The 23,043-nt window shown below is 53.3% G+C and carries 19 protein-coding genes; 6 read left to right on the forward strand and 13 right to left on the reverse strand.

What is annotated here, in order from left to right:
• The first annotated feature begins 53 nt into the window (after positions 1 to 53).
• Positions 54 to 383, forward strand: a complete 330-nt coding sequence (locus HJG54_RS11500; protein ID WP_316435083.1) for a DUF3593 domain-containing protein — start codon at positions 54 to 56, stop codon at positions 381 to 383.
• On the opposite strand, the gene HJG54_RS11505 is transcribed toward HJG54_RS11500, so the two are convergent.
• Entirely contained in the window at positions 380 to 1,075 is a 696-nt protein-coding gene (locus tag HJG54_RS11505; RefSeq protein WP_316435084.1) for a HEAT repeat domain-containing protein, read from the reverse strand. The two genes, HJG54_RS11500 and HJG54_RS11505, sit on opposite strands and share 4 nt — an antisense overlap.
• A gap of 93 nt (positions 1,076 to 1,168) precedes the next feature.
• The gene (locus HJG54_RS11510) at positions 1,169 to 3,721 is read right to left on the reverse strand and encodes an endonuclease MutS2 (RefSeq protein ID WP_316435085.1); all 2,553 of its coding nucleotides are present in this window, start codon (positions 3,719 to 3,721) and stop codon (positions 1,169 to 1,171) included.
• A 276-nt stretch (positions 3,722 to 3,997) separates the two neighbouring features.
• Between HJG54_RS11510 and HJG54_RS11515 the strand changes: the two genes are divergently transcribed.
• Positions 3,998 to 6,571 carry a 5'-nucleotidase C-terminal domain-containing protein gene (locus HJG54_RS11515; RefSeq protein WP_316435086.1) on the forward strand — a complete coding sequence of 858 codons (2,574 nt, stop codon included), beginning with the start codon at positions 3,998 to 4,000 and terminating at the stop codon, positions 6,569 to 6,571.
• A 189-nt stretch (positions 6,572 to 6,760) separates the two neighbouring features.
• Entirely contained in the window at positions 6,761 to 6,850 is a 90-nt protein-coding gene (locus HJG54_RS35455; protein ID WP_420717365.1) for a DUF1622 domain-containing protein, read from the forward strand.
• A 252-nt stretch (positions 6,851 to 7,102) separates the two neighbouring features.
• Here the strand turns inward: HJG54_RS35455 and HJG54_RS11520 are convergent, their stop codons facing one another.
• From HJG54_RS11520 to HJG54_RS11530, 3 genes are all read right to left on the reverse strand, one after another.
• Positions 7,103 to 11,725, reverse strand: a complete 4,623-nt coding sequence (locus tag HJG54_RS11520; RefSeq protein ID WP_316435087.1) for a caspase family protein — start codon at positions 11,723 to 11,725, stop codon at positions 7,103 to 7,105.
• Between the two features lie 242 nt (positions 11,726 to 11,967).
• A complete protein-coding gene (locus tag HJG54_RS11525) occupies positions 11,968 to 12,561 on the reverse strand; it encodes a nuclear transport factor 2 family protein (protein WP_316435088.1) in 594 nt (197 codons plus the stop codon).
• A 143-nt stretch (positions 12,562 to 12,704) separates the two neighbouring features.
• Positions 12,705 to 13,214, reverse strand: coding sequence for a hypothetical protein (locus HJG54_RS11530; RefSeq protein WP_036004895.1), 510 nt, complete (start codon positions 13,212 to 13,214; stop codon positions 12,705 to 12,707).
• A 131-nt stretch (positions 13,215 to 13,345) separates the two neighbouring features.
• Here HJG54_RS11530 and HJG54_RS11535 point away from each other — a divergent pair, with 131 nt between their 5' ends.
• Together HJG54_RS11535 and HJG54_RS11540 are read left to right on the forward strand one after the other, a co-directional pair.
• On the forward strand, positions 13,346 to 14,278 hold the full coding sequence (locus HJG54_RS11535; protein WP_316435089.1) for a histone deacetylase: 933 nt from the start codon (positions 13,346 to 13,348) through the stop codon (positions 14,276 to 14,278).
• A 66-nt stretch (positions 14,279 to 14,344) separates the two neighbouring features.
• Positions 14,345 to 14,752, forward strand: a complete 408-nt coding sequence (locus HJG54_RS11540) for an ExbD/TolR family protein (RefSeq protein ID WP_036004904.1) — start codon at positions 14,345 to 14,347, stop codon at positions 14,750 to 14,752.
• 23 nt (positions 14,753 to 14,775) lie between these two features.
• Here the strand turns inward: HJG54_RS11540 and HJG54_RS11545 are convergent, their stop codons facing one another.
• The 8 genes from HJG54_RS11545 to pheT form a co-directional block, all read right to left on the reverse strand.
• Positions 14,776 to 15,549: a Uma2 family endonuclease gene (locus HJG54_RS11545; protein WP_316435090.1), complete on the reverse strand. Its 774-nt coding sequence runs from the start codon at positions 15,547 to 15,549 to the stop codon at positions 14,776 to 14,778.
• A gap of 103 nt (positions 15,550 to 15,652) precedes the next feature.
• Positions 15,653 to 16,039 (reverse strand): hypothetical protein, encoded by a 387-nt coding sequence (locus HJG54_RS11550; protein WP_316435091.1) that lies wholly within the window; start codon positions 16,037 to 16,039, stop codon positions 15,653 to 15,655.
• A 19-nt stretch (positions 16,040 to 16,058) separates the two neighbouring features.
• The gene (locus HJG54_RS11555; protein WP_316435092.1) at positions 16,059 to 16,403 is read right to left on the reverse strand and encodes a type II toxin-antitoxin system RelE/ParE family toxin; all 345 of its coding nucleotides are present in this window, start codon (positions 16,401 to 16,403) and stop codon (positions 16,059 to 16,061) included.
• Positions 16,403 to 16,717 (reverse strand): UPF0175 family protein, encoded by a 315-nt coding sequence (locus HJG54_RS11560; protein WP_316435094.1) that lies wholly within the window; start codon positions 16,715 to 16,717, stop codon positions 16,403 to 16,405. The genes HJG54_RS11555 and HJG54_RS11560 overlap by 1 nt, the downstream gene beginning before the upstream one ends.
• Positions 16,718 to 16,744: 27 nt before the next feature.
• Positions 16,745 to 16,981, reverse strand: coding sequence for a hypothetical protein (locus HJG54_RS11565; RefSeq protein WP_316435095.1), 237 nt, complete (start codon positions 16,979 to 16,981; stop codon positions 16,745 to 16,747).
• Positions 16,982 to 17,180: 199 nt separating this feature from the next.
• Complete coding sequence (locus HJG54_RS11570; protein ID WP_316435096.1) at positions 17,181 to 17,681, reverse strand: GTPase; 501 nt, start codon at positions 17,679 to 17,681, stop codon at positions 17,181 to 17,183.
• Between the two features lie 97 nt (positions 17,682 to 17,778).
• Complete coding sequence (locus HJG54_RS11575) at positions 17,779 to 18,726, reverse strand: HEAT repeat domain-containing protein (protein WP_316435097.1); 948 nt, start codon at positions 18,724 to 18,726, stop codon at positions 17,779 to 17,781.
• 49 nt (positions 18,727 to 18,775) lie between these two features.
• Positions 18,776 to 21,280: a phenylalanine--tRNA ligase subunit beta gene (pheT, locus tag HJG54_RS11580; RefSeq protein ID WP_316435098.1), complete on the reverse strand. Its 2,505-nt coding sequence runs from the start codon at positions 21,278 to 21,280 to the stop codon at positions 18,776 to 18,778.
• Between the two features lie 460 nt (positions 21,281 to 21,740).
• Here pheT and HJG54_RS11585 point away from each other — a divergent pair, with 460 nt between their 5' ends.
• Positions 21,741 to 23,024 carry a family 10 glycosylhydrolase gene (locus HJG54_RS11585; protein ID WP_316435099.1) on the forward strand — a complete coding sequence of 428 codons (1,284 nt, stop codon included), beginning with the start codon at positions 21,741 to 21,743 and terminating at the stop codon, positions 23,022 to 23,024.
• Positions 23,025 to 23,043: the final 19 nt, after the last annotated feature.

Genomic DNA, 23,043 nt, shown 5'->3' on the forward strand with positions numbered 1-23,043 from the left:
GCAGGATGCCCGCACTCTAATGGCGTAATTGGATGACTCAAATCTAGAGAACAATGATGAATCTCTTATCAGCAAACCTCTTGCTTCCTGGACTACTGCCTGCCCTCTCGAAAGAAAGTCTGTTTGCCTTGTCACTGTTTCCCTATCTTGGCTTTCTCTGGTTTCTGACCCGGTCGCGGCAAACCCCTAAATTGGCGTTGATTGGGTTTTATATGACGTTGCTATTTGTGGCGATCACCATCCCAGCCGGAATCTATGCCCAGCGGGTTTACGGCGAGGCATTGGCGAATGTGGATGCTCTGCATGGTGGGGCCGAGCTGTTTTTGACGCTAGCCAATATTTTGGTTGTACTGGGCTTTCGGCAAGCCGTGATGGAACGCTAGTTGGACTCAGAAGCGGGGGATTGGGTTTGTTCCGCTAACCGGCGCAGCGAAATCGAGGCAGCGGCTGAAACGTTGGGATGACTGTCTTTCTCCAGATATTGCAGCGCAGATACGCTTTTGGGAGTGGGAAGATGGCCCAGCGCTTCGGCTAGGCGTTGCCGCACCAGCCAATCCTCGGATTGGGCAAAGCGAAGAATATGATCTACGGATTCGAGGTCTTTGATTTCACCCAGAGCGGCAATTGCTGCCTGCTGCACCACAACTTCCGGACTGTCTAGGGCTTGAATCAATACATCATGCGCTCGCGGGTCCTTCAGATTCCCCAGGGATACAGCAGCACTAAACCGCACCAGCCAATCGGTATCTTCGTAAAAAGCGCGAGAAAGGGGTTCAAAGGCGCGGGGGTCTTCTAGATAGCCCAGTGCACCTGCCGCATCGGCCCGAATACCATAATCTGGATCGCTCTCCAAAAGCCGAACCAGAATTGGGTAGCAATCGGCAGTCGGTTTTACGCCCAAAGCAAAGATTGCCATCGAGCGAATTTGGATATTGTCATCGTCCAGCACTTTTTTGATCAAAGGCACTGCCGCTTCGGGTGAAACATGACGCAGAGCCGCTAGCGCCAGCATCCGATCCTTGGTGTTGTGGCTCTCTAGCTGTATGGAAATCTGCTCTAAACTCAGTTGACTCATAGTTCCACCCAGTTTACGAAGTGTAACATTAGGCTCATTATAGGACGTTTAGGTCGTGGGATTGGGCAGCGGGGATCAAGCTGAGGTTAGGGATTACCGAATATGGGCCACCGTGACACCCGTGCCACCATCGCTCTGTTCCGCAAACTCAAACCGTTCCACCTGCGGGTGCTGCTTGAGAAATTCATGCACGCCCTGCCGCAGTTTTCCAGTGCCGTGACCGTGGATGATCCAGATCGGTCCCGCATCGGCTTCGGCAATTCGGCGCTCTAGGGTAACTTCCGCATCGGCGACTCGGTTGCCGCGTAGGTCGATGGTGTTGCGGGAGGTGCGGACGGCGGGAGCGGGTGGGGGAGGTGGGGATGATGGGGGAGGTGGGGGAGTGGGTTTAGTTGGGAGGTCGGCTTTTTCGCCCTGGAGGGATTCGACATCGGCGAGGGAGACGGTCATTTTCATCAGGCCGAATCGAACGCTGAGTTCGCCGTCTTCGTCTGGGTTGGTGAGCACTTCAGCGGTTTGACCGAGGCGGGGGATGCGGACCCGATCACCCACTTGGGGACGAAAGCCGGGTTTGGGTTTGGGGGACTGGCGCGAGGGTAGGCGCTGTCCGGCAATTTGGTTCAGGACGTCGGTGGCCTGTTGGGCAGCTTGAGCGGTGGGAGTGCCCTGCTGCAAACGGCGAATCACCTGGGCAATTTCGCCCTTCGCCTCGCTGATCGCCCGCTGGATGGCTTGTTCTTGCTGCTGCTGCAATTCTCGCTCTCGCTGTTTCAAGGATTCAGCTTTACGCGAAACCTCTTGATGCAAGCGTTCGGCCTGCTGCACAAGTTGGGCTGCTGCCTTGGCTTTTTCCTCCTGCTGACGGCGCTGGGCCTCCAGTCCGGCGATCACCTGATTCACGTCCTGCGACTGGCTGACGCCCACCTGCTGCTGAGCCTGTTCAATGATCTCTGGCTTCAGCCCTAACCGTCGCGCAATCAGCAACGCATTCGAGCGTCCGGGAATCCCCCAGAGCAGACGATAGGTCGGCGATAGCGTCACATCATCGAACTCCACCGAGGCATTCTCGAACCGTTCATCCTGGTACTTCAGGGCCTTCAATTCGCCAAAATGAGTTGTGGCAATCGTCAGAGCGGCATGATCGGCCAGATACTTTAGCAGCGCTGTTGCCAAGGCACTGCCTTCCGAGGGATCGGTCCCGGCTCCCACCTCATCCAGCAACACCAGCAGATTCGCTTTGCCCCGATGCGCCGCTGCATCCATCGCTTCTAGAATCCGGCTGATGCGCCGAATATGGCCCGAAAAGGTGGAAAGGCTTTGCTGCAACGACTGTTCATCGCCAATATCCGCCAGCACCTGATCAAACCAGCAGAGTTCAACTGGCTCCTTGGCCGGCACAAACAGCCCTACTTTTGCCATCAGCACCGCCAGACCCAGGGTTTTCAGCGTCACCGTCTTACCGCCCGTGTTCGGTCCCGTAATTGCCACTACCCGAATCTGCGGCTGAATCACCAAATCAATCGGCACCACCGGCGTTCCCTGTTCATGCTGCTGCTGCCAAACCAACAACGGATGGCGCAACTGGCGCAGAACGATTGACTCAACAGAAGAAGTTTTGAGTTCTAAGTTTTGAGTTTTAAGTTGTGGATTTAAGGTCGCTGCTTTCTCTTCCCCATCTTCCTCATCTTCCCTATCTTCCCTCGTTCGGCGAGGCTCACGAGCCGCATCTCCCTCGTCTTCCTCATCTTCCCCATCCTCATAAAACTGAATAAACCGAGGCGGATTTGCATTTAGCCAAAGCGAATAGCGGGCGCGGGCGGTCGCCAGATCCAGCGTCGTAGCAATCACCAGCAAGCGCTCTAGGTCAGATTTGACAGCAGCAACCTGTTCGGTGAGTTGGCGGCGCACCTCTTCTTCTTCGCGTTGCTCTTGTCGCAGGAGTTGGCGGAGCTGGTTGCCGGAATTGACAATCGCGTGAGGTTCAATATAGAGAGTGACGCCGCTAGTGGAGGTGTCGTGCACAACTCCGGGAATGGCGTCTTTGTGGGAAGCTTTCACCGGAATCACGAAACGGTCGCCGCGCTGGGTGATCAGCGGTTCTTGGACGGCGTTGCTGTGGCGTTGCATGAGCCGCTGAAGCTGCTCGTAAATCCGGTCCCGGACTTGGCGAATCTGCTCGCGGATGCCTTCCAGTTTGGGATTGGCTCGGTCGGTGACGCGGCCCCGGTCGTCAATACAGCGGTGGATTTCTTGCTCTAGTTCGGGATAGGTGCGCAGATCGGCCACTAGCTCGTTGAGTACCGTCAGGTCAGGATGGTTGTCAATCACACGCCGCAATTGACGAGCGCCTGCTAGCGTAGTGGCAATTTCTAGCAGCTGATCGCCGCTGAGGATGCCCTGAAGTTCGGCCCGTTCTAATGCTTCGCCGATATCGTGAACCCCCTCAAACGACAAACCGCCCGCTAAGCGACTTTCGAGCTGATAGGCTTCTTGGGTTTGGGCTAGCAGATGCTGGCTGACTTCAATCGCGGTGGGTATTGGCAGTTGGCTCGCGGCAGTCTTTCCGAGCTTAGTGGCAGCAAACGTAGAGAGATGCTGACACAGACGGGACCATTCTAAGAGTTCGAGGGTTTCGGTTTGAATCAATGGTATTGAGGGCTTTACAAATCAATACAGCTTTTTTATTGTAGCGGCTGGAGCTGGGGCAGGCGGGCCGGTTTGCCGCTCTGTCTTGCGATAGAAAATTTGCCTCACTGCACCCGAGTGACCTTAGCTCTTAATCGGAACTTAATTCCTCTTAATTTGAGGATCACTAGGTGATTAAAAGCACTTAACGTGTTTATGCGATTTTGGTGGGGGTCAAGCATTAATCCTGGCCTGAAACTCGTTCACCCAATTGTTTAAGTCGATTAGGTATCCGTTATGCCCACCACCCTGCAACTCCTGCATGCCTCCGATTTCGAGGCTGGCATTCCTGCGCTTGAGGATGCGATTCGGTTTTCGGCGCTGGTTAATTTTTTCCGAGATCCGGCTACTGGCACCACTGGTCCCTACGGCACAACTCCAACCGCCGTTGCCAATACGCTGCTGCTATCGTCAGGAGACAATTACCTGCCCGGTCCCTTCTTCAATGCCTCTAGCGATCCAAGCCTGAATGGAGTGGGGGGCTTGACATCGAGTTCAGCTCCGACAATTGGGCGAGCCGATATCGGGATTTTGAATGCGATTGGCATTCAGGCATCGGCTCTGGGCAATCACGAATTTGACTTGGGTACCCGCCAACTGCGGGATCTGATTCGTTCTGGTAGCGGCAATCCCGGCACCACCTTTCCCTACCTCAGCACCAATTTAGACTTTGCACCCGATGAGAACCTAGCGAGCCTAGTGGCCACCGATCCGATCACCTCAGAAGCCAGCACGCTCAACAGCAAAATTGCCAAAAGTACGGTGATTACGCTGCCCGATGGCGAAAAGGTGGGAATCGTCGGCGCAACCACCCCGACACTGCGCACCATTTCTTCGCCCGGACAGGTGGGAATTCTACCGGCCAACCCAACCGACTATGCCGCCCTCGCTGCCGAGATTCAAAAAACCGTTGATGCCTTGAAAGCGGCTGGGATTAACAAGATTATTCTGCTGGCCCACATGCAGCAGCTCAATATCGAACGGGATGAATTAGCGCCGCGCCTCAGGGATGTAGACATTATCATTGCCGGGGGTTCCCATACGCCGCTGTTAGATGACAACGATGTGGCTCGTACCGATGGCGGTAATTCGGTGGTGCGGGGATATCCAATCGTAAAAACCGACGCGAACGGTCAGCCGGTCCTGGTATTGAACACCGACGCCAACTATCGCTATCTGGGGCGGGTAGTGGTCGAGTTTAACGATCAGGGAATTTTGGATACCTCAAAGCTGAACGATGTAATCAACGGCGCATTTGCGGCAGATGAAGCAGGCGTCGATCGCGTCTATAGTAGTGATGTGAATCCAAGAGAGAAAGCCAACTCAAACGTAGTGGCAATCTCGGATGGATTAAGGCAGGTAATTGCCAGCAAAGACAATACAATCACCGGCAAAACCGAGTTTTTTCTCAACGGTACACGCAGCGATGTCCGCACCCAGGAGACCAATCTGGGCAACCTGACTGCCGATGCCAATATCGACTATGTCAGGCAAGTGGATCCGTCTGTGATCATCTCGCTCAAAAACGGCGGCGGCATTCGAGACAATATCGGCTCGATCTCAGCCTCTGGCGGTGGTACCAGTGCAGACGATTTCCAGACCTTACCGCCCCAGCCCAACCCTTTGGCTCCCAATAAGCAGGCCGGCGATGTTTCCCAACTCGATATCGAAAACTCTCTCCGTTTCAATAACGGGCTGTCGCTAATTACTGTAACAGCCTCCCAACTCAAGGAACTGCTGGAGCATGGCGTGGCGGGGGTCAGACCGGGTGCAACACCGGGAGCATTTCCTCAAGTCGGCGGGATGCGCTTTAGTTTTGATGCCACTCAAACGGCTCAGGTATTGGCCGAAGATGGCACAGTCACAACCCCCGGAGCGCGAATTCGGTCGCTGGTGATTGTGAATGATAAGGGTCAAATTCTTGATACAGTGGTGCAAAATGGCGCTTTGGTGGGCAATCCCAACCGCACCTTCCGCATGGTGACGCTGGACTTTTTGGCAGGCAGCACCACCGAGAGCGGCGATGGCTATCCGTTCTTCCGCTTCGTCCGCGAAAATCCGACGCTGGCGAATCGCATTGATTTAGTGGGAGAAGAACCGGATGCGGATGTGAACCGCAATAGTCGGATCGATGGTCCGGTGGCGCTACCAGCCGGCAAGTTCACTTTTGCCGACACGGGCAGCGAGCAGGACGCCTTAGCGGAATATCTGGCAGAAATCGGCAGATTTAATCAGCAAGATACGCCTCCAGAGCAGGATACCCGCATCCAAAATCTGGCGGTACGAACCGATACGGTGACCCAAGGTGGACGCCAAATTGAAGGCACACGCGGCAGAGATACGATTACTGGCACGATCGATGGAGATACGTTGCTAGGATTTGGCGGTGATGACAGCGTCAGAGGCTTGGGCAGCGATGATGAGATTCATGGCGGTGTCGGTCGGGATACCCTCTCTGGCGGCAAGGGTGATGACCTGCTAATGGGTGGCAAGGGCATTGATACGCTCCGAGGCTTTGAGGGTGATGATATCCTCATGAGTGGGGCAGGCAGCGATATCGTCATCGGCGGTGAGGGTGAAGACCTGTTTGTCTTAGAAATCGGCAAGGGGGTTGATCAAATCCGTGGCTTCCGCCAGGGTGAAGACAAACTGGGGTTGATGGAAGGCATGAGATTTAATCGTCTGACGATCGAGCAAGTCAATGGCGGCATGCGGATTAGCTTGGGCGATGATGCATTAGCCTTTTTGCGGGGCGTGAGCGTGAGCCTGCGTCAGCGCGACTTCACCACGGTTGACCCCACAATGTTCTGAATCCTTCAACCGTCTATTCAGCCATTCTGACTCACCTTCTCCATCTTCACGCTCAGGGGGCACGCTTAAGTGCCTCTTTTCTTATCGAGTGACCTTCCCCTGAAAAAATGTACACACAAGTCGAAGATCCCCCCTAACCCCCCTTAAATAAAGGGGGGAACCTCAATACAACTGTAGCTCCATCCTTTGATGGCTCTAGCCAAACTAGGAGCAATTGCCCTGATTCGGACATTTCTCAACTACTTTCTGGGCAAAGAACTAAAAAATCTACGAACTTGAGGAAGAAGCTCAACGCCAGCCGCATCTTTCCTCAATTCTATAAAACGAGACAACTGAACTCGCCAAACTGCGCAATCGCCTAGCTGCCAATCGCACGCTCGCCAGTTGGATTCAAAATTCTTTAGGATGAATTGGATTTGGCGCAGGCTTCCAGAGCATCTTTGAGTCTGCTTGCTGTTTGATTTGTTCATATTCGGGGATAGGCAACACCGAGTTGATAACCTATCTGTTGATAACCTATCTGTTGATAACCTATCTATCGTTGATACAGAGATCGCGATCATCATCATCCAACGTTTGAGCATTCTCTCTGAGATGATTCAGATAGTCGTTCATCAGAGCACATCCTCTAGTGAGTAATTCATCAAACACTTCTAGTCGCCATAACTTCGTTGTACCATCATCTGCTGTCGTTGCCAGCAACTTACCATCGGGGCTAAACCTGACGCTGCGCACACTCGATTTGGGATGGGCGCTCCAGGCGGTAACCTGTTGCTGAATCAGCAAATTCCACAATTGTACATCGCCATTATTGTCACTGCTGATGAGATAGGTGCCATCTGGGCTGAAGGTCACGGAGTTAACCGCCGTATCATAGACCTGGAAGAGTTTCTGTTGGCGGTTAGTTTGCAAATCCCATAATCGGATAGTGCCATCCTGACCTGAACTGACCAGAGACCTGCCATCGGGACTGAACCCAACGCTGTAAACAGGGCCGAGATGCCCTTCAAAAGATACTAGGAGCTGTCCCTGCAAGTCCCAAACCTGGACTGTTTCATTCTCTCCTGCACTTGCCAGCCGTTGCCCGTCGGGACTGAAGGCGACTTGCCAGACTCGCCGTTGATTCGCTCTCCAGGCTGCCAACGGTTGTCCCTGTAGATTCCACAGGCGCATCGCATCGTCATCCCCTGCACTCACCAGTTGTTGCCCATCCGGACTAAATTGGACACTTCTGACCAAGCCTTGATGTTCTGGAAATTCGAGCCAGCGCTGATTTAAACTCGTCCATAGACGAACTGTTTGCCCTTGAGCGCTAGCTAGTTGCTGCCCGCTAGGGCTAAAGGCAATGGATTGGACGGCCAGATCTCCCACAAGCGTTGCCAGCGGTTGCCCTTGCAGATTCCACAGGCGAATTGTCGCATCCGCTCCAGCGGTCGCCAGTTGGGATCCAGCCTCTAGAGCCGCCGCCCCGCCAGTGGGAGTAAATTGAACTGCTGCGACGGCTCCTTGATGGCCGCTCAAGCTCGCCTGCTGTTGTCCCTGCATTGTCCACAAGCGCACCGTGCTATCATCTCCACTGCTGACCAAGCGCTGCCCATCGGGACTAAAACTGACCTGCCGGACGGGTCCTTGATGGCCTCGCAAGACGGTGATCGGTTGACCGCCACTACTCCAGAGGCGAACGGTGCCATCCGAGGAGGCACTGGCTAGTCGAGTTCCGTCGGCGCTGAATACGACGCTCCACACATGGCCTTGATGTCCTGGTAAGTCTGCTAACGGTTGTCCCTGCAAATCCCACAGCCGTAAGCGGCCATCCCTCCCTGCCGTGACCAGCCGTTGGCCATCGGGACTAAATTGCAAGGCGTGGAGTTCGGATTGCTCCGCTTTGAATGCCTGCAATGGGCTGCCCTGCAAATTCCAGAACCGGAACGTATCATCATCCGATGCGCTGGCCAGCATTTGACCATCGGGGCTGAAGACCACCTGCCAAACATCCTTCTGATGGCCTGTGAGCACCGCTAGAGGCTGGCCCTGGAGATTCCACAAGCGCACGGTTAGATCCCGGCCTGACGTGGCAAGGAGCTGCCCATCAGGACTGAAGCTCAACCCTTTGACCATATCGGTATGCCCTGCGAAAAGGGCCAACGGTTGTCCCTGCAGGGTCCACAGGCGCACAGTGTTGCCTCCGGCCACTGCGAGTTGTTGACTATCGGGGCTGAAGCTGAGGTTGGCGATGCGGCCTTGTCCTGTATCCCATTCCGCCTGTTTCTGCCCCTGCCAGTTCCACACCGCAACCATGCCATCTTCTCCGGCGCTGGCAATCCACTGTCCGTTGGGGCTAATCATGCTTCTGGCGATGCCCTGATGGCCACCCAGACGATTGCGCTCTGGAACAGAAAAAACGGCCTGTTGCAGTAACCCCTGGACCTGTTGTTCTAATTGCGGATCGGGTTGAAAGACTTGCAACAACGGCTGCTGGAGGGAATGGGCGGCCCGCAGGCTATCGAGAAATGCATTTAAGGTTTGGCCCGCCCGAAAGTTGGCGACCGCCGATTCTCTAGAAGCTTGCACCTGACCGATCAGAGCGTTGCGCTGACCGATCAGAGCCAGCGTGGTTAACCCGCTTAGGCCCGCAATCACTCCAATCACAATCCGCCAGCGCCAGCTCAAATTGCGGCGTTTTTGCAAGACGCTTTCCCGCACAAATTCGCCTTCGGTCTGGTTAAACCAATCGTCGTTGGCCTGGAGTTCTTGGTCTAACACGCTCAAATAGGGATGACTATCCCAGAGGAACTGGATCGGTTTTTCCCTGGTTTGGTTGGTCTGAGGGCGCGATCGGCGGAACCACCGCAGCACTTGAGTTGGAATTTGTATCGCTGCGGTTTCGACCCTGAACAGTTGCTGATCAACCCAATTCCCGACCGGAGCCGCTTTCTCTAGAACCCCTTTGGGCTGGTGATTGTGCTGCGTTCGGACCTCCTCCCACTCCACCGCCGCCGCAGTTAGCCGGCGTTGCAGGATCAGATTTTCTTCCTGCTCGGCTTTCCAGGTCAGCAGTTTTTCCCATCCCCGCACCAGCGCATCATGGGCCGGTTCAATGTAGGGAATATTGTCGGCATCTGTGCCCCGCACCAATAGGCGAGCTGTAGCAAACTGCTCAATCACAGTTTGGACTCTGGTATTCTCTGGCTCTGGATACTTCAGTTCAGACTCTGGCACTCGTCGCCTCGCCAGTTCCCCACCCACGGCCACCATTCGCAACATCACATGACGAATGGTGCGCTGATAGGCTGGATCGGTTTTGACGAGAGCATCGTAGACTTCATCGGCTCGGCGAGTCAGGGATTTGGTGACGCCTCCCAGGTCGTCATAATCGGCCCAGGTCATGGCTCGCTCTACCGTAGCACCCGTTGTCTCAGCCTCCCGGTAACGTCGGGCCAATTTGAGATACAGCTCACTCAACGTGAACGAGAGCAGCGGCAACGCTCCCGGCATACCGGCTACTTCCTCGATCAACTGATCGACCAGATATCCCCGCTGGGCAGACGACTCAAAATACACGACCTTTGCCGCAGCCGGTTCCTCAATCACTGCCTGCAATTCATCACGACTCATGGCAGGAATCACAAACCGCGCTGCTTGCCACAGCCGGTCGAGAGGCGTGCTGCTAAATTGGGGTTCAAAATCTGCTCGCAGCGTCGCCACCAGCCGCAACACCTGGGGATGAGCTTCCAGCAACGTTGCCAGGAACTGCAAAAATTGCTGTCTCTCTGACTCCTGACGGCAGAGGGTAATTAGCTCTTCCAACTGATCCACGACCAGGAGTAATTTCACTTGCGGGTGGGTGCGGCTCCAGGCGGTGAGCGCTGCGGTGAGGGCAGTTGAGTTCTGGGGTTCGTTCAATGCTCCGGCGATTCCCAATTCCTGCCAGAGCGGGTTCAAGCTAGTCAGCGGCGATTCTCCCGGACGAATGGGAGTCAGGATCTTCCAGGCTCGGTGATGGCATTGATGCGGATGCTCCTGGGGTTTGAGGCTGGGATAGTTCGACCGCTCTATCAGAGCAGAACCATCGAGATGGGGCAGCAATCCCGCTTTGACTAAACTCGACTTGCCGGAACCAGACGCCCCCAAAACCACTGTAAACAGGCGATTGCTGACGGCATCACAGAGCGTTTCAACCACAGCCCTTCTGCCAAAGAAGAGGGCGCTATCTTGAACATCGTAGGATTTTAAGCCGCGATAGGGGTTGTTGGCTTCTAACTCATCCAGGGAAGGGGCCGGCGGCAAATTGAGTGGGTGACCAGGAGGCAGAAAAATAAATTCCCCCTTATCGTGCTGCTTCAAACACCAGATCTGGGGAGTTTGGCGCTGATGGTGCGTATCGGTGGGAATCTCAACCGAGTCCCGCAGGTAGAGATAGAGTTCTGTTGCCGTGATCACTCCATCGCCAGCTGGTTTGCCTGCACGGGAGGGGGGATAGATATCTGCCGCACCCCGCAGGGCATCGATCAGGGCAACTGCAAAAGGAGAATGCTGGGTGTTGTGCTGGGAAATTCCTCGATCGCCACTGAGGTCCAGGTTATCCAGAGCATACTGATCAGACGCCGCCGAGGTAATCACCTGCCAAGCTGGATCTTGGATGAAGCGATCGTAGCGTTCTTTATAAATCACTTCGGTGATCGGAACCAGTTTGCGGGTGCTCGACCAGCGGAATGCACCCGCGAAACAGCAGTCCAGAATCACCAGACAGTGACGACAGGCCAGTTTGCTCAGGGCAGCTTCAATCTGTTGCATCGGCAGGTAGGTCGATACGTCTCCCAATCTGGCATCTTGAGGGATCAGATAGCCTTGAGGGCCGTCATCTCCATTCAGGGCGATTCCATGACCCGCGAAGTAAAACAAAAGTCGGCTGGGAGTAACCGTTGCCACCGCTTTGGGTAAGTCGATTTCTAACCACTGCTGCAAATGCTGCCGGCTGGCCTCAGGCTCAGTCCCATCCGTGATCAGGGTAACTTCATACCGATATTCTGCCTTCAGGATTTGGGCAATCGCCTCTGCATCCTGTCTAGCGGTGCTCAACCGAGGGATACCGTTCTGATAATTATTAATGCCAATGACGACTGCAAGGTTGAGTCGGAATTCTGAAGTACCCATAGGCAACAGTCCTAGCCCGTTGATTGGTAGTTATAGGGTTTATACCAGATTCCTCCATGCTTGTAGTATGAGCCGAGAGGGGAATTGCTGGGGCAATGCAGTAGCTGAGTGCGATCGGCGTAATCTAAACGCATGGGCAGGCGATTAGGATAAAGACCTGCGGATTTACCCGACCTGAAGGTTGGAAGCAGCGGTCGTTGGCGTAGCCTGTTGGCATAGCCGTCCCTGTGCCTATAGCTCGCCTAGCCCAACGAGCTACTGGTGGCATCGATATATTCCCGCCAGCGTTTAATCAAGTCTGCTTCAAAATCAACCACAATGGCATCATCAGCAACAGTCCGTTTTCCGCTAGCAATGTCTGTATCTTGCCACTGCCATTCCACCACGGCTTGACTGCCTTCGCTAATGATACGATGGATATCGATTTGCACATTGTTGTGAGTTTGAGAAAACTCAGCTGTAACGTCACGAATTGCATCCCGACCTCGATAGACGTGACCGGGCACAACGAATTCACCAGTTTCTGTAAATAAATCAGCAAATTCATCTGCATTACCGTTAACCCAAGCCTGTTGAGCAGTATAAATAGCCGCATAAATTGGATTCGATGGATTAGATTCTGGTTCAACCATAGGTTCTTGTGTGAGTGTGATGAGTGAATGATCTCGTGAATACAATAATGAATTAGAAGCTGGATATAGGATAGGAACCAGGTTGGGTAGCAGGTTCAAAGCTAGCAGCGTCAGTGTCAGAATCGCCAGACTGATCACAAAAACTACTCCTGCTAGAGCAATGGTGCGTCCAAACCGAAATTGATCGGGTTGTTCTTCGGGCATAGTTTTTTCCTTATTTGTGAAATTGATTGACAGGGTAGGAGACAGGAGACAGGAGTCCGAAGATTCACTCCATTCTCTTCCCCATCTTCCCTCGTTCGGCGACGCTCACGAGCCGCATCTCCCGCATCTTCCCACCCGCTCTACTACCCCAACTGTTGCTTCAGCTCGGCCAACTTCTCCGGACTGAGGCTAACCTGCACCTCTAGCCGCTGCGCTTCATCTCGGATGGTTAACAGCGCCTGGCCGCCGGTTTGAGTCACGCCCAACTGCGGCTGCTTGATTTTCACCTGCTGATACACCACCTGGGGCAACGCTACCCGAATCACGACGCCCCGCTGGGATTGGGGATAGATGAAAAGCTGCTGCTGGAGTGGATCTAGCTCTAGTTTGTAGGGCGTAGTGCTGCGTTCGTCTTGGAAATCGGGTTTGCGCCAGTAGAGCGTGATGCCGCGCACGTTGGGCGTGATGATTTGAAAGGTTTCATCGAAGCGTTTTGGCTCCCAGTCCAGGTCGGCGACGCTGCCGATTTCGGGAATCAACCGCTGCCGCCAGGTAATTTCTTTACCATTAAGGTTGCTCCACCACTGGCTGATCGTCGCGAAATCCTCGGCACGGCTGGGAGTGGGACTATCCTGCTGCCAAACTACGTTCATAGGGCTGATGTCCTTTTCTGTCGTGTGGGGCTATTCTCAATCGAGAGGCTGTTCTCAATCAATGAATTGAATGAACTGATAAGGCCAGCCTAGCGCACTTTATCCTAGGTAAAGATAGACTGAACAATTTCTTGAGAATTCTGCTGCGGATGGATTTGCCGATTGTGTATCACCCGAATTATGTTGCGCCCCTACCGCCAGGACACCGCTTTCCGATGGCAAAATTCAGCCGTTTATACGAAGTGCTGTTGGCCGATGAGGTAGCCCATCCTGCCCAGTTCCATCAGCCGGTCTTGCCACCACTCAACTGGATTGAGCTAGTGCATACGCCCGAATATGTGCGCGACTACTGCGAAGGCACATTAGATGCCAAAGCCCAGCGCCGGATTGGCCTACCTTGGAGTCCTCAGCTCGTCAATCGTACCTGCATTGCTGTGGGCGGTACGATTTTAACGGCACATCTGGCGTTAGAATACGGGCTGGCCTGCAACACGGCAGGAGGCACCCACCACGCCTTTCCCAGCTATGGTTCTGGCTTCTGTATCTTCAACGATCTGGCGATTGCGGCGCGGGTGCTGCTAGAGCAAGGACGGGTCGAAAAAATTTTGATTGTGGATCTGGATGTGCACCAAGGAGACGGCACAGCCTTTATCTTTCAAGATGAACCGCGTGTGTTTACCTTTTCAATGCACTGCGAAGTCAACTTTCCCGGCACGAAGCAGCATAGCGATCTCGACGTAGCTCTCACTGAAGGTATGGAGGATGACGACTACCTGCAAGTTTTAGGCAGCTATCTGCCCGATTTGTTAACCGAAGTCAAACCCGACTTAGTTTTCTATGATGCTGGTGTTGATGTGCATTTGGGCGACCGACTGGGCAAATTAGCCCTCAGCGATCGAGGATTGCTTTGCCGCGAAATGCAGGTATTGAGCACCTGTTTGAAACAGGGCTACCCAACGGCTTGTGTGATTGGCGGCGGCTACGCCGATGACTTTGAAGCGCTGGTGTATCGCCATTCGATTTTGCATCGAGTTGCCAGCGATGTGTATCGCCAATATCGTTAGGCTGGTAGGACAAACAAGCTATGCTGATAGCTGATGTCACGGATCAGGCTAAGGCTGAATCAACCTATGCGATTTAAACGGCAGCGACGCGGCTCGGACATTCCGACCGTCAATCTGGTACCAATGCTGGATGTGCTGATGGTGGTGCTGACGTTTTTCATTATTGTGTCGATGACGTTAACGTTACAGCAAGGGGTAGAGGTGCAGTTGCCCAGCCAGGATACACCGACGCCAGTGGAACCAGAACCCAAAATCGCGATTGTCGAACTCAATCCGGAAGGCGAGATTTTGTTTGACGACCAGCCTACAGAAAAAACGGCACTGACGGCAGCGGTGAAAGCCTTTCTGGAAGAAAATCCCAAGGGCATTGTGGTGCTGCAAGCGGCGGAGAAATTGCCCTATGAGCAGGTCGTGACGCTGTTGGGAGAAATGAAAGCTGTGGGCGGCGAGCGGGTGTCGTTGGCGATTGAGTAGCAGTGAGTGGCAGTTCAGTCAAGCTACTCGCTTCTGAATATCGAATCGGGATCCACACCCAATTCTCGTAGCTTGGCGGCTAGTTTTTCCTTCTGCTGCCGCTCCAACTCCTTCTGCTGCCGTTCGGTTTCGAGCTGGGTCTGGGTTGTTCTCAGCACTTCTTCTGGAGTTGGCACGAGTTCGCCCGTTGGCGTAAAAAAGCGTAGTTTGCGGTCGTGGATACCAAGAAATAGCTGAAGTTGCTGGCTCCACAACCAGCCCTGCTGATTTGGCTCTAGCTCGAGGTATTGCCCATCAACCAGATGAAAGCCTTTGAACTCTAACGTTTCTGGATCAAACCAGAAGTAGTCAGGCGTTCGGAATATATCTTGATAAATTTGCTTTTTAGTCGTGCGGTCTGTCTCAGCCGTAGAGGGAGACAGCAGCTCAATAATCACGTTTGGATATTTACCATCTTCCTCCCAAACTACCCAACTACGTCGCGGTTTGCGTTCGGTGCCTAATACTACAAAGAAATCCGGTCCACGTGAATCTTCGGATTTTTTCTGGTTGGGACTGAAATAGACCGTGAGATTACCAAAGGCATAAAAATCCTGCCGATCTTGCCACAGCCATTCAATCATTTGGATCAACAGCAAAATTTGACGAAGATGCAGTTCGGCTTCCACAGGCGGTTCGTTGCTATAGAGATGTCCGGGCGGAAAGACAATTTCTTCGCTCGGCGGTTCCTGAGAAAGCTGGGCTAGCAAAGCGGCTGAGGCGTCGCGAGGATCGGCCAATTCGGGAGGAATCGTCATAACAAAAGCGCCCGATTGATGAGTACAGTTGCTCTGAGTGTAGCAGAACTAGCTTGGAGGTTATCAATTAGGAGGCGCAGAAGCAAACTGCTTGTGAACTTCTTTACTTTGGTTCTTCCATTACTCCTTCCAGCAATGCAATCGCCGCTTTACCCAACGGATTTTGCTCGGCATAATGCTCGCCAACTTTGAAAGCAGCTTTCTTACCTCCGTTCCATAACCGCTTTAGGTTGAGGAAGTTTTGCCACCGCCAAGGTTGGGACCGCTTCATTTCTGTAAATTCTGCATCAACTACTTGAAGCGCTGTTTCGTCAGTAGCATTAGGATATTGCTGCTGTAAATCGTTGAGGAATTGCTTAAAATCGGCCAGTATCACTTCAACAGTTTGTTCTGGGGCATTGATAATTTGATCGCCTTGCACCGTGCCACCAAGATTGACAGCAGTATTATTTGCGTTAAAGTTACCGATATTGAAAGTATTGTTTTGCATGGTAGTTATGGAATGGGTTTCAAGGTTCTAGCGCTTGGAAGCGAGCAATAATTTCTCGAATTTTATCGACTGCAATGTCGTTCTGATCAGACTTAGAGTAAATAGTCACCAATAGGACAGAAACAGAATCTTTAAGCTGGTAAATGACGCGATAGCCTGCACTCTTACCTTTTTGAATGTCGCTGTTTTTGAGCCGGACTTTGAAAACGGTGTACCCAATTCCAGGATGATCGCCAATTAAGTTACCAGCTTGGAGGTCATTAAGTAGGGGTTGCAGATCAGATCGAATGTGTCGATATCGTTTGGCTAGGATTCGCAGCCGCTGTTTGAATTCGTCAGAGAAGAAGATTTGAAACTGAACCATCAGACATCAATGCCGTCCCACAGTTCGGATATGGGATGAACTTTGCCCTCGCAGATCTGTTGAAGTGAGGTGCGCAGACTCTCTAGAATGAGTGTTTCGGGTTCGTCATCGGGATCGTTTGCGATCGTTCCAGAAACATCAATGTTACGATTGGTCAGGAGCTGTTGAAATTCGCTCTGGGGGATTCTAGCGAGTTGGGCAGCTTGGTCAAAGGTGATGTGTTGCTGTTGGAAAAGGGCTATTGCGATTTCTTGAATCAGAGTTGCCTGATCCAGTTGGGCAAGATTATCAGGTAGGTTAATTGTGATCTGCATAGTAAGCGCTGTTTCTACAGTTCTATTTTAGGGGTCGGGCTTGTGAGGTGGATTAATGATTTGAGCGCCTTGCACCGTGCCGCCCAAATTGAGAGTCGAGTGATTGGCATGGAAGGTTTCGATAATGTAGATTGTCTGCCCCTGATTCTCGGTTCCAGCCTCCTGTCTGGCTGGTGCAGGGGGAGTAAATTTGGCAATATCATAGTTATAGAATTTGCACTGTTCTTGAATACCGAGAATTGCCCAAAGCGCTTGCCATTGCATCCTTGAAGAAATCAGCCTAATGAGGTCAGGTAAATGTTCAGCAGTCACATTGCCTTCAATTTGACTTAATACAATAGCAATACCCCAACAACTACTGGAATCTAGCTCATCGTCTTTCAGTAGTTCAATCAATCCAGAGGCTACTTGCTGATTGCCGAGCTTCACTAAGGCTGCAATGATTTCTTTACGGATGTTTGGATCAACATCTCCTAATGCAGTAAGTAGCCTGATGGGTTTCTAAAGGCAATGTATGCCGTTTGAAGAATTCTCGAATCAAGTCAAGCACTGAAGCCTGGTAATAACGAAGTTCTACCAACACAGGAATTCTAGTAGTTTCGTCAATGTCTCCTTGGCTGTGTTGGGCTGCTTCTAGCAGCAACCGTGCTAGTGCAGTTGATTTGCCTGAACCGGGTCGGCCAATCAACAAAACATGCGTGGCTTCAGTTAAAGAATCGCGCAGTCCCTTCAGTACGGGCTGCCGTTCTGGATTCTCAGTTCTCTCCTGTCCTGAGGTTTCTGGTGCTTTGTTTTTTACGGCCTGCACCATTAGATCAAAAGCAAATGGCGATGTTCGCTTGTTTTTGTTGCTGTTGACTGATTGGTTCCCTTCAATCTCTGTCAGGGTGTAGAGGGTTCGCCATTCTGCATAGTGGCGTTGAATGGATTGGAGATACGGTTGAAAATTGATCAGGTCAACCATACAGTCCGAAAGGCAAGAAGTTGCCTCTATGCTAATCGATTATCCTCCAAGCTTCACTGGCTACCCTCAGAAGTCGATTCTAAAAACTTTACTGAGATTACAGCTCCGCTCTCAACCCATCCGGGCGCAGATCGAGCTGTTGCTGAATGCGGGTAGCAAGTTCGCGGTCGTCTTGGTAGATGCGCAGGGCCGCCAGAGCAATTTGAGCATCGGGTTTGCTGCCGTTTTGAATTAAATCCAGCAGAAACTCGATCGCTGCATCGTTCCGCAGCATGGCGATGGCTAACAGTCCGGTTTGGCGCAAATCAGCGTCTTGCGTTTGTTTCCACCAGGTTTGCAGCAGCGGCAGGGCTTCTGGAATCCGAGATTCGCCTAAAGCCAGTGCCGCCATTTCGCTAATTTGGGGATTGGCCTGATTCAGGAAGCGAGCCACCAGCGGCAGAGAAGTGGGAGTTAAGCGCAGCAGGGCGGCAAAGCATTCCGATAAAACAGCAGCCTCGTCTCCGAGCTGGACTTTGAGGCGAAGCAAAGGCACCGCCTGCGGATCCGAGGTGTAGGCCAAGGCACGCACCGCGCCAATCCGGGCTTCGGATTCCGGGTCGGCCAGCAGATCGGCCAGTTCCACCATCACATCGGGGTAATTCATCCGCACCAAGCCAAGCGCACAAGTGGCCCGCAGTCCGGGAGCCGTATCCACCTGACCGCCCCAAACGGGTTCCATTTGCACATGGTGAATGCCGCTGAGAAACAGGAACTCCTCGGAATACTCCAGGTGATACAGCGCTTCCGCAATTGCTTTTTTGCCGAGGCAGTTGGGGTCAGCAGTGGCCGGATTCTGCATCAGGCGATTAAAGGCCGTCACCAGATCGGGCATCAGTTCGCGCAGGTTGGCATCGCGGATGATCCGGGCGGCTTGGGCAATGGCGATGTTGTGTTTACTGGCGAGAATTTGCCGCAGGACTGCAACCGCCTCGTCGGTGGTTGGTTCAGCCCGGATCTGGTTGAGCTGCGCCTGGAGTTCTTCGAGCTTGCGGGATTTTGGCATGAATCACCCAGGATTAACGGCGGGATTGAGGGCGGGATTGAGGGCGGGATTAACTGCGGAGCGCGGCCTGGAATTTTTCCTCTAGTACTTCCCGCACATTTTGATGCACAGGGTCGATGTCTTCGTCGGTGAGGGTGCGGTCGCTGGCCCGATACACCAACCGAAACGCGAGACTGCGCTGACCCTCTGGGACATTTTTACCGCGATATTCGTCGAACAGCTCCACCGACTCTAGCAGCTTGCCGCCCGCCTGCCGGATGGCTCGCTCGATGTCGGCCACCGAGAATTTAGCTGGCGCAAAGAAGGCAATGTCGCGGTCGGAGCTGGGGTAGCTGGAATAGGGTTGGAAGACGGGAATTAGTTTATCTTCTTGCAGCATGTGATCCAGCAGCACATCTAGATCCAGCTCAAAGGCATAGACTTCGTCGGGGAGGTTGCGCTGTTGCCGCACTTGGGGATGGAGCTGCCCAAAGGTGCCGAGCCGATCACCATTCAGCCACAGCGAGGCGGTGCGTCCGGGGTGGAGTAGGGGATTGCGGCGATCCGGCTGGTATTCTACCTCTAGCCCCAGTTGGGTAAAGACGCTTTCCAGCATGCCCTTGGCTTCGTACCAGGTGAGCGGCTGCGGGCGGCCACTCGTGACCCAGCGGCCCCGAAACGGATCGCCTCCCATGATGCCGGCGACCTGATCGGCTTCGGTCAGCCCTTCTTCTTGTCGCCAGAATACTCGCCCGATTTCAAAGGCATTCAGCGGTCCGTTGCCCTGCTCCAGGTTGTACTGAAAGGCATCGATTAGACCGGGAATCAGCTCCATTCGCAGCGCCGAATACTCGGTGAACAGGGGATTGGCCAGCACAATTTGCTGTTCGTTTTCTGGTTTACCCAGCGTGTAGTGGATCACTTCTGTCAGTCCCACAGCTCGCATCGTGGCATGAATTCGGCGTATTGCAGCCTGTTCTTCCGGCAAAAATCCGGCTTCGGTCTTATCGGGCAGGGTGTCGCAGAAGTTGTTGTAGCCGTAGAGCCGCGCCACTTCTTCGATCAGGTCAATTTCCCGCTCTAGGTCGCGATAGCGGTAGGGCGGTACTGTCACCATCCAAACATCGGACGTATCGGTAGAAGCCAGCTCACAGCCGAGGGCGGTCAGGATACGCTCGACATCTGCGGCTTTCAGTTCGCCCAGTTCATCAGAGGCTGGCTCTCCATTGCGGGCGGAGCCATTGCTGCGACGCGAGTCACCATTGCGATGCTGAGCATAGGCGCGTTCCGATTCCAGTAGCACCGGACCGAGGATCTGATTCACCCGTTCCAACCGCAGTTCAATCGTGCGCGTCGTGGTCTGATGGCGGACTTCCTGCACCGCCTGAGTGCCAATCGTGCCGCCCGCCATTTCGGTCATGAGTTGAATTGCCCGCCGACAGGCCAACATCAGCTCGGCCTGGTTAACACCCCGTTCAAATCGAGCCGACGCTTCAGTCCGCATCCCCTGAGAGCGAGCCGACCGCCGAATCGCTGCCGAATCGAAGACCGCCGCTTCTAGCATCACATTCTGGGTGCCGGCATGCACCTCGGTGGATTCACCGCCCATCACACCCGCTAGAGCCACAGGCTGGTCGTTGGCGGTGATCAACAGCGTTTGCTCTTGTAGGCTGCGTTCCTGGCTGTCGAGTGTGGTCAGGGTTTCGCCAGAGTGGGCATAGCGGACACCAATCGTCAAATTTTGACTGTTGGTGACGGTTTGCAGCCGGTCTAGATCAAAGGCGTGCAAGGGCTGGCCCCATTCCAGCATGATGTAGTTGGTGACATCAACGATATTGTTAATTGGGCGACTGCCGGCAGCGATGATGCGCTGTTGCAGCCATTCCGGTGAAGGTGCGGTTTTCAGTCCTTTGATCACCGTCGCGATATAGACCGGGCAGCCCTCCTCGATTTTGACGCTGAGGTCACTTCCCTGCTGCACCGAGAATTCTGGAATCGACGGCAGTTTCAGTGCGGCTCCGGTAATGGCGGCCACTTCGCGGGCAATTCCTACCATGCTAAGGGCATCGGCCCGGTTTGCGGTGGAGGTCAGGTCCAGAATCACATCATCGAGGCCGAGATAGGGGCGGGCATCGCTGCCAACGGGGAGATCGGCTTGCGGAAAAATGTGAATCCCTTCCGATTCTTTGGTAAGGCCCAGTTCGGCCAGCGAGCAAATCATCCCTTCCGAGGGCACATCCCGCAGTTTGCGCGGCTTGATCTTCAAATCTACTTTCGGTAAATAGGTGCCCACCGTTGCCACCGCGACATAAATGTCGGCTCGGACATTGGCGGCTCCACAGACGATGGTAGAGGGTTGCTTCGCCCCAATATCGACCGTACAAACGCTGAGCTTATCGGCATTGGGATGCTTTTCGCGGCTCAACACCTTGCCAATCACCACGCCATCCGCCCAAGCCCGACGGTCTTCAATGTCCTCGACCTCAAACCCAGCCATAGTCAACGCATCGGCCAATTCTTCCGGGGTGAGGGTGATATCCACGAGTTCTCGCAGCCAGTTTAGAGAGATACGCATTGCGCCGCCTAATTTGCTTCAGTCGAGATGAATAATTTTGACCCACCTATTGTATCGCTTTGTATCGCTTTGTATCGCTGAGTTGGCTGGATAGTTGTAGGGTGGATGGGCGTAGGGGAAGATGGGTGGCTTCTGCGCCGTGCGGCAGCCAGGCGCGACGGCTGTTGGGGATGATTGAGATAGGTTAGATTGACTGTCAGGTTTTGGCTAGGCAGCCGGAAGGAAATCGTGGTTGTCAATCAGTCGGAATTTTTTGGATTTGCAAGGAATATAAGAATCGTAAATTAAGCAAAATTAGCTGAAATGTTATAGGAGCCATTTTTAGAGAGAGAGGATAAGATAAACCCATACGTTAAAGGGTATATATTTTGCTTGGGTAATACTCGGTTAGCCAGATCTCTCGTTTCAGCCATCTTCTTATCTCAGTTCCAATTTGTCGGCTACTGTAAGGAGCTATTAGATGTCGCAATTAACAGTCGTTCGGAATACGGTTTTTAAAAGAATGCCGGCTCAGTCTTTTCTGTTGCCAGCTCGTGATAAAGCTAGTGTCAGTGCTGGCAGCACATTGGGAATTGAATATGCCTTCCGGGTTGGGCAGCATGGTTTCGTCAAGCTGAAGCAACCCATCGACCCAGTGGGCAGGTTTGGCTATTTTTTTCTGCCTCATGTTCAAGTACAGTTACAGGAACTGCGCGGTGCATGGTTGACGAATGTTGATAGTGATGTCCTCTGGTCTCGTCACAGTATTGAGACTGGCCTGCAACAACTAAAGGCACTGGGATTCACGACAATTTATCCGGTTGTATGGCAGCGGGGGTTTACGCTCTATCCTAGTCCGGTCGCAGAGACATTTACGGGTGCTTGTGTCTCTCCCGATCCTCATTTTGCCAACCGCGATATGCTGGCTGAACTGGTGGACGCTGCCAAAACCTGTGGATTGCGGGTTGTTCCCTGGTTTGAGTACGGCTTAGCCATTCCGGCTAACTCACCGCTGCACCATCGACAAGCCCACCTGCTGACGCTGGATCAACGCGGCGAACCGATTCGGATCAACCATATGACTGGGCAGCCCGATGTTCACGTCTGGCTCAATCCTTGCCGAGTAGAAGTGCAGCAATTCATGGTTGATTTAATTGCCGATGTGGCGGCTCGCTATGCGGTTGATGCCGTGCAGTTGGATGATCATTTTTGTTTCCCGGTGGAGCTAGGCTACGACTCATTTACGCAGGAATTGTACAAAACAGAAACGGGTAGGGTCATGCCTCAGGATATGTCTAATTCACAGCGGCTAAGATGGTTGGCTGATAAGCTGACGCATCTGTTAACGCAGATTTATAGCGCTGTTAAATCCAAATCTGACTGTCGGATCTCCCTGTCGCCCAATCCGCTGGCGTTTTCCAAAGCTAACTATGCCCTAGACTGGCGAAACTGGGAACGGCAGGGCTTAATCGAGGAACTGGTGCTGCAAGTGTATCGCGATAACATGACCAGCTTTATTAGCGAAATCAGCAAAGCCGAGGTGATGGATGCCCAAAATCATATTCCAACCGCCGTTGGGATCCTCACGGGGTTGAGAACTAGATCAGTCAGTACTGGCCTGGTAGAGCAGCAGCTGCAAGAAGTCCGCCGCCGCAATTTTGCCGGAGTCTCCTGCTTTTTCTACGAAACTCTATTCCACGAGCAACTCTCTCCAACGCCAGTAGCGCGGAGTATGACCGATTTGCAGCGATTGTTTGTGGCATAGTCAGGAGTCAGGAGGAAAA

This window comes from Leptolyngbya sp. NK1-12 (assembly GCF_032598965.1).
In the GTDB taxonomy this organism is placed as follows: Bacteria; Cyanobacteriota; Cyanobacteriia; order Elainellales; family Elainellaceae; genus Elainella.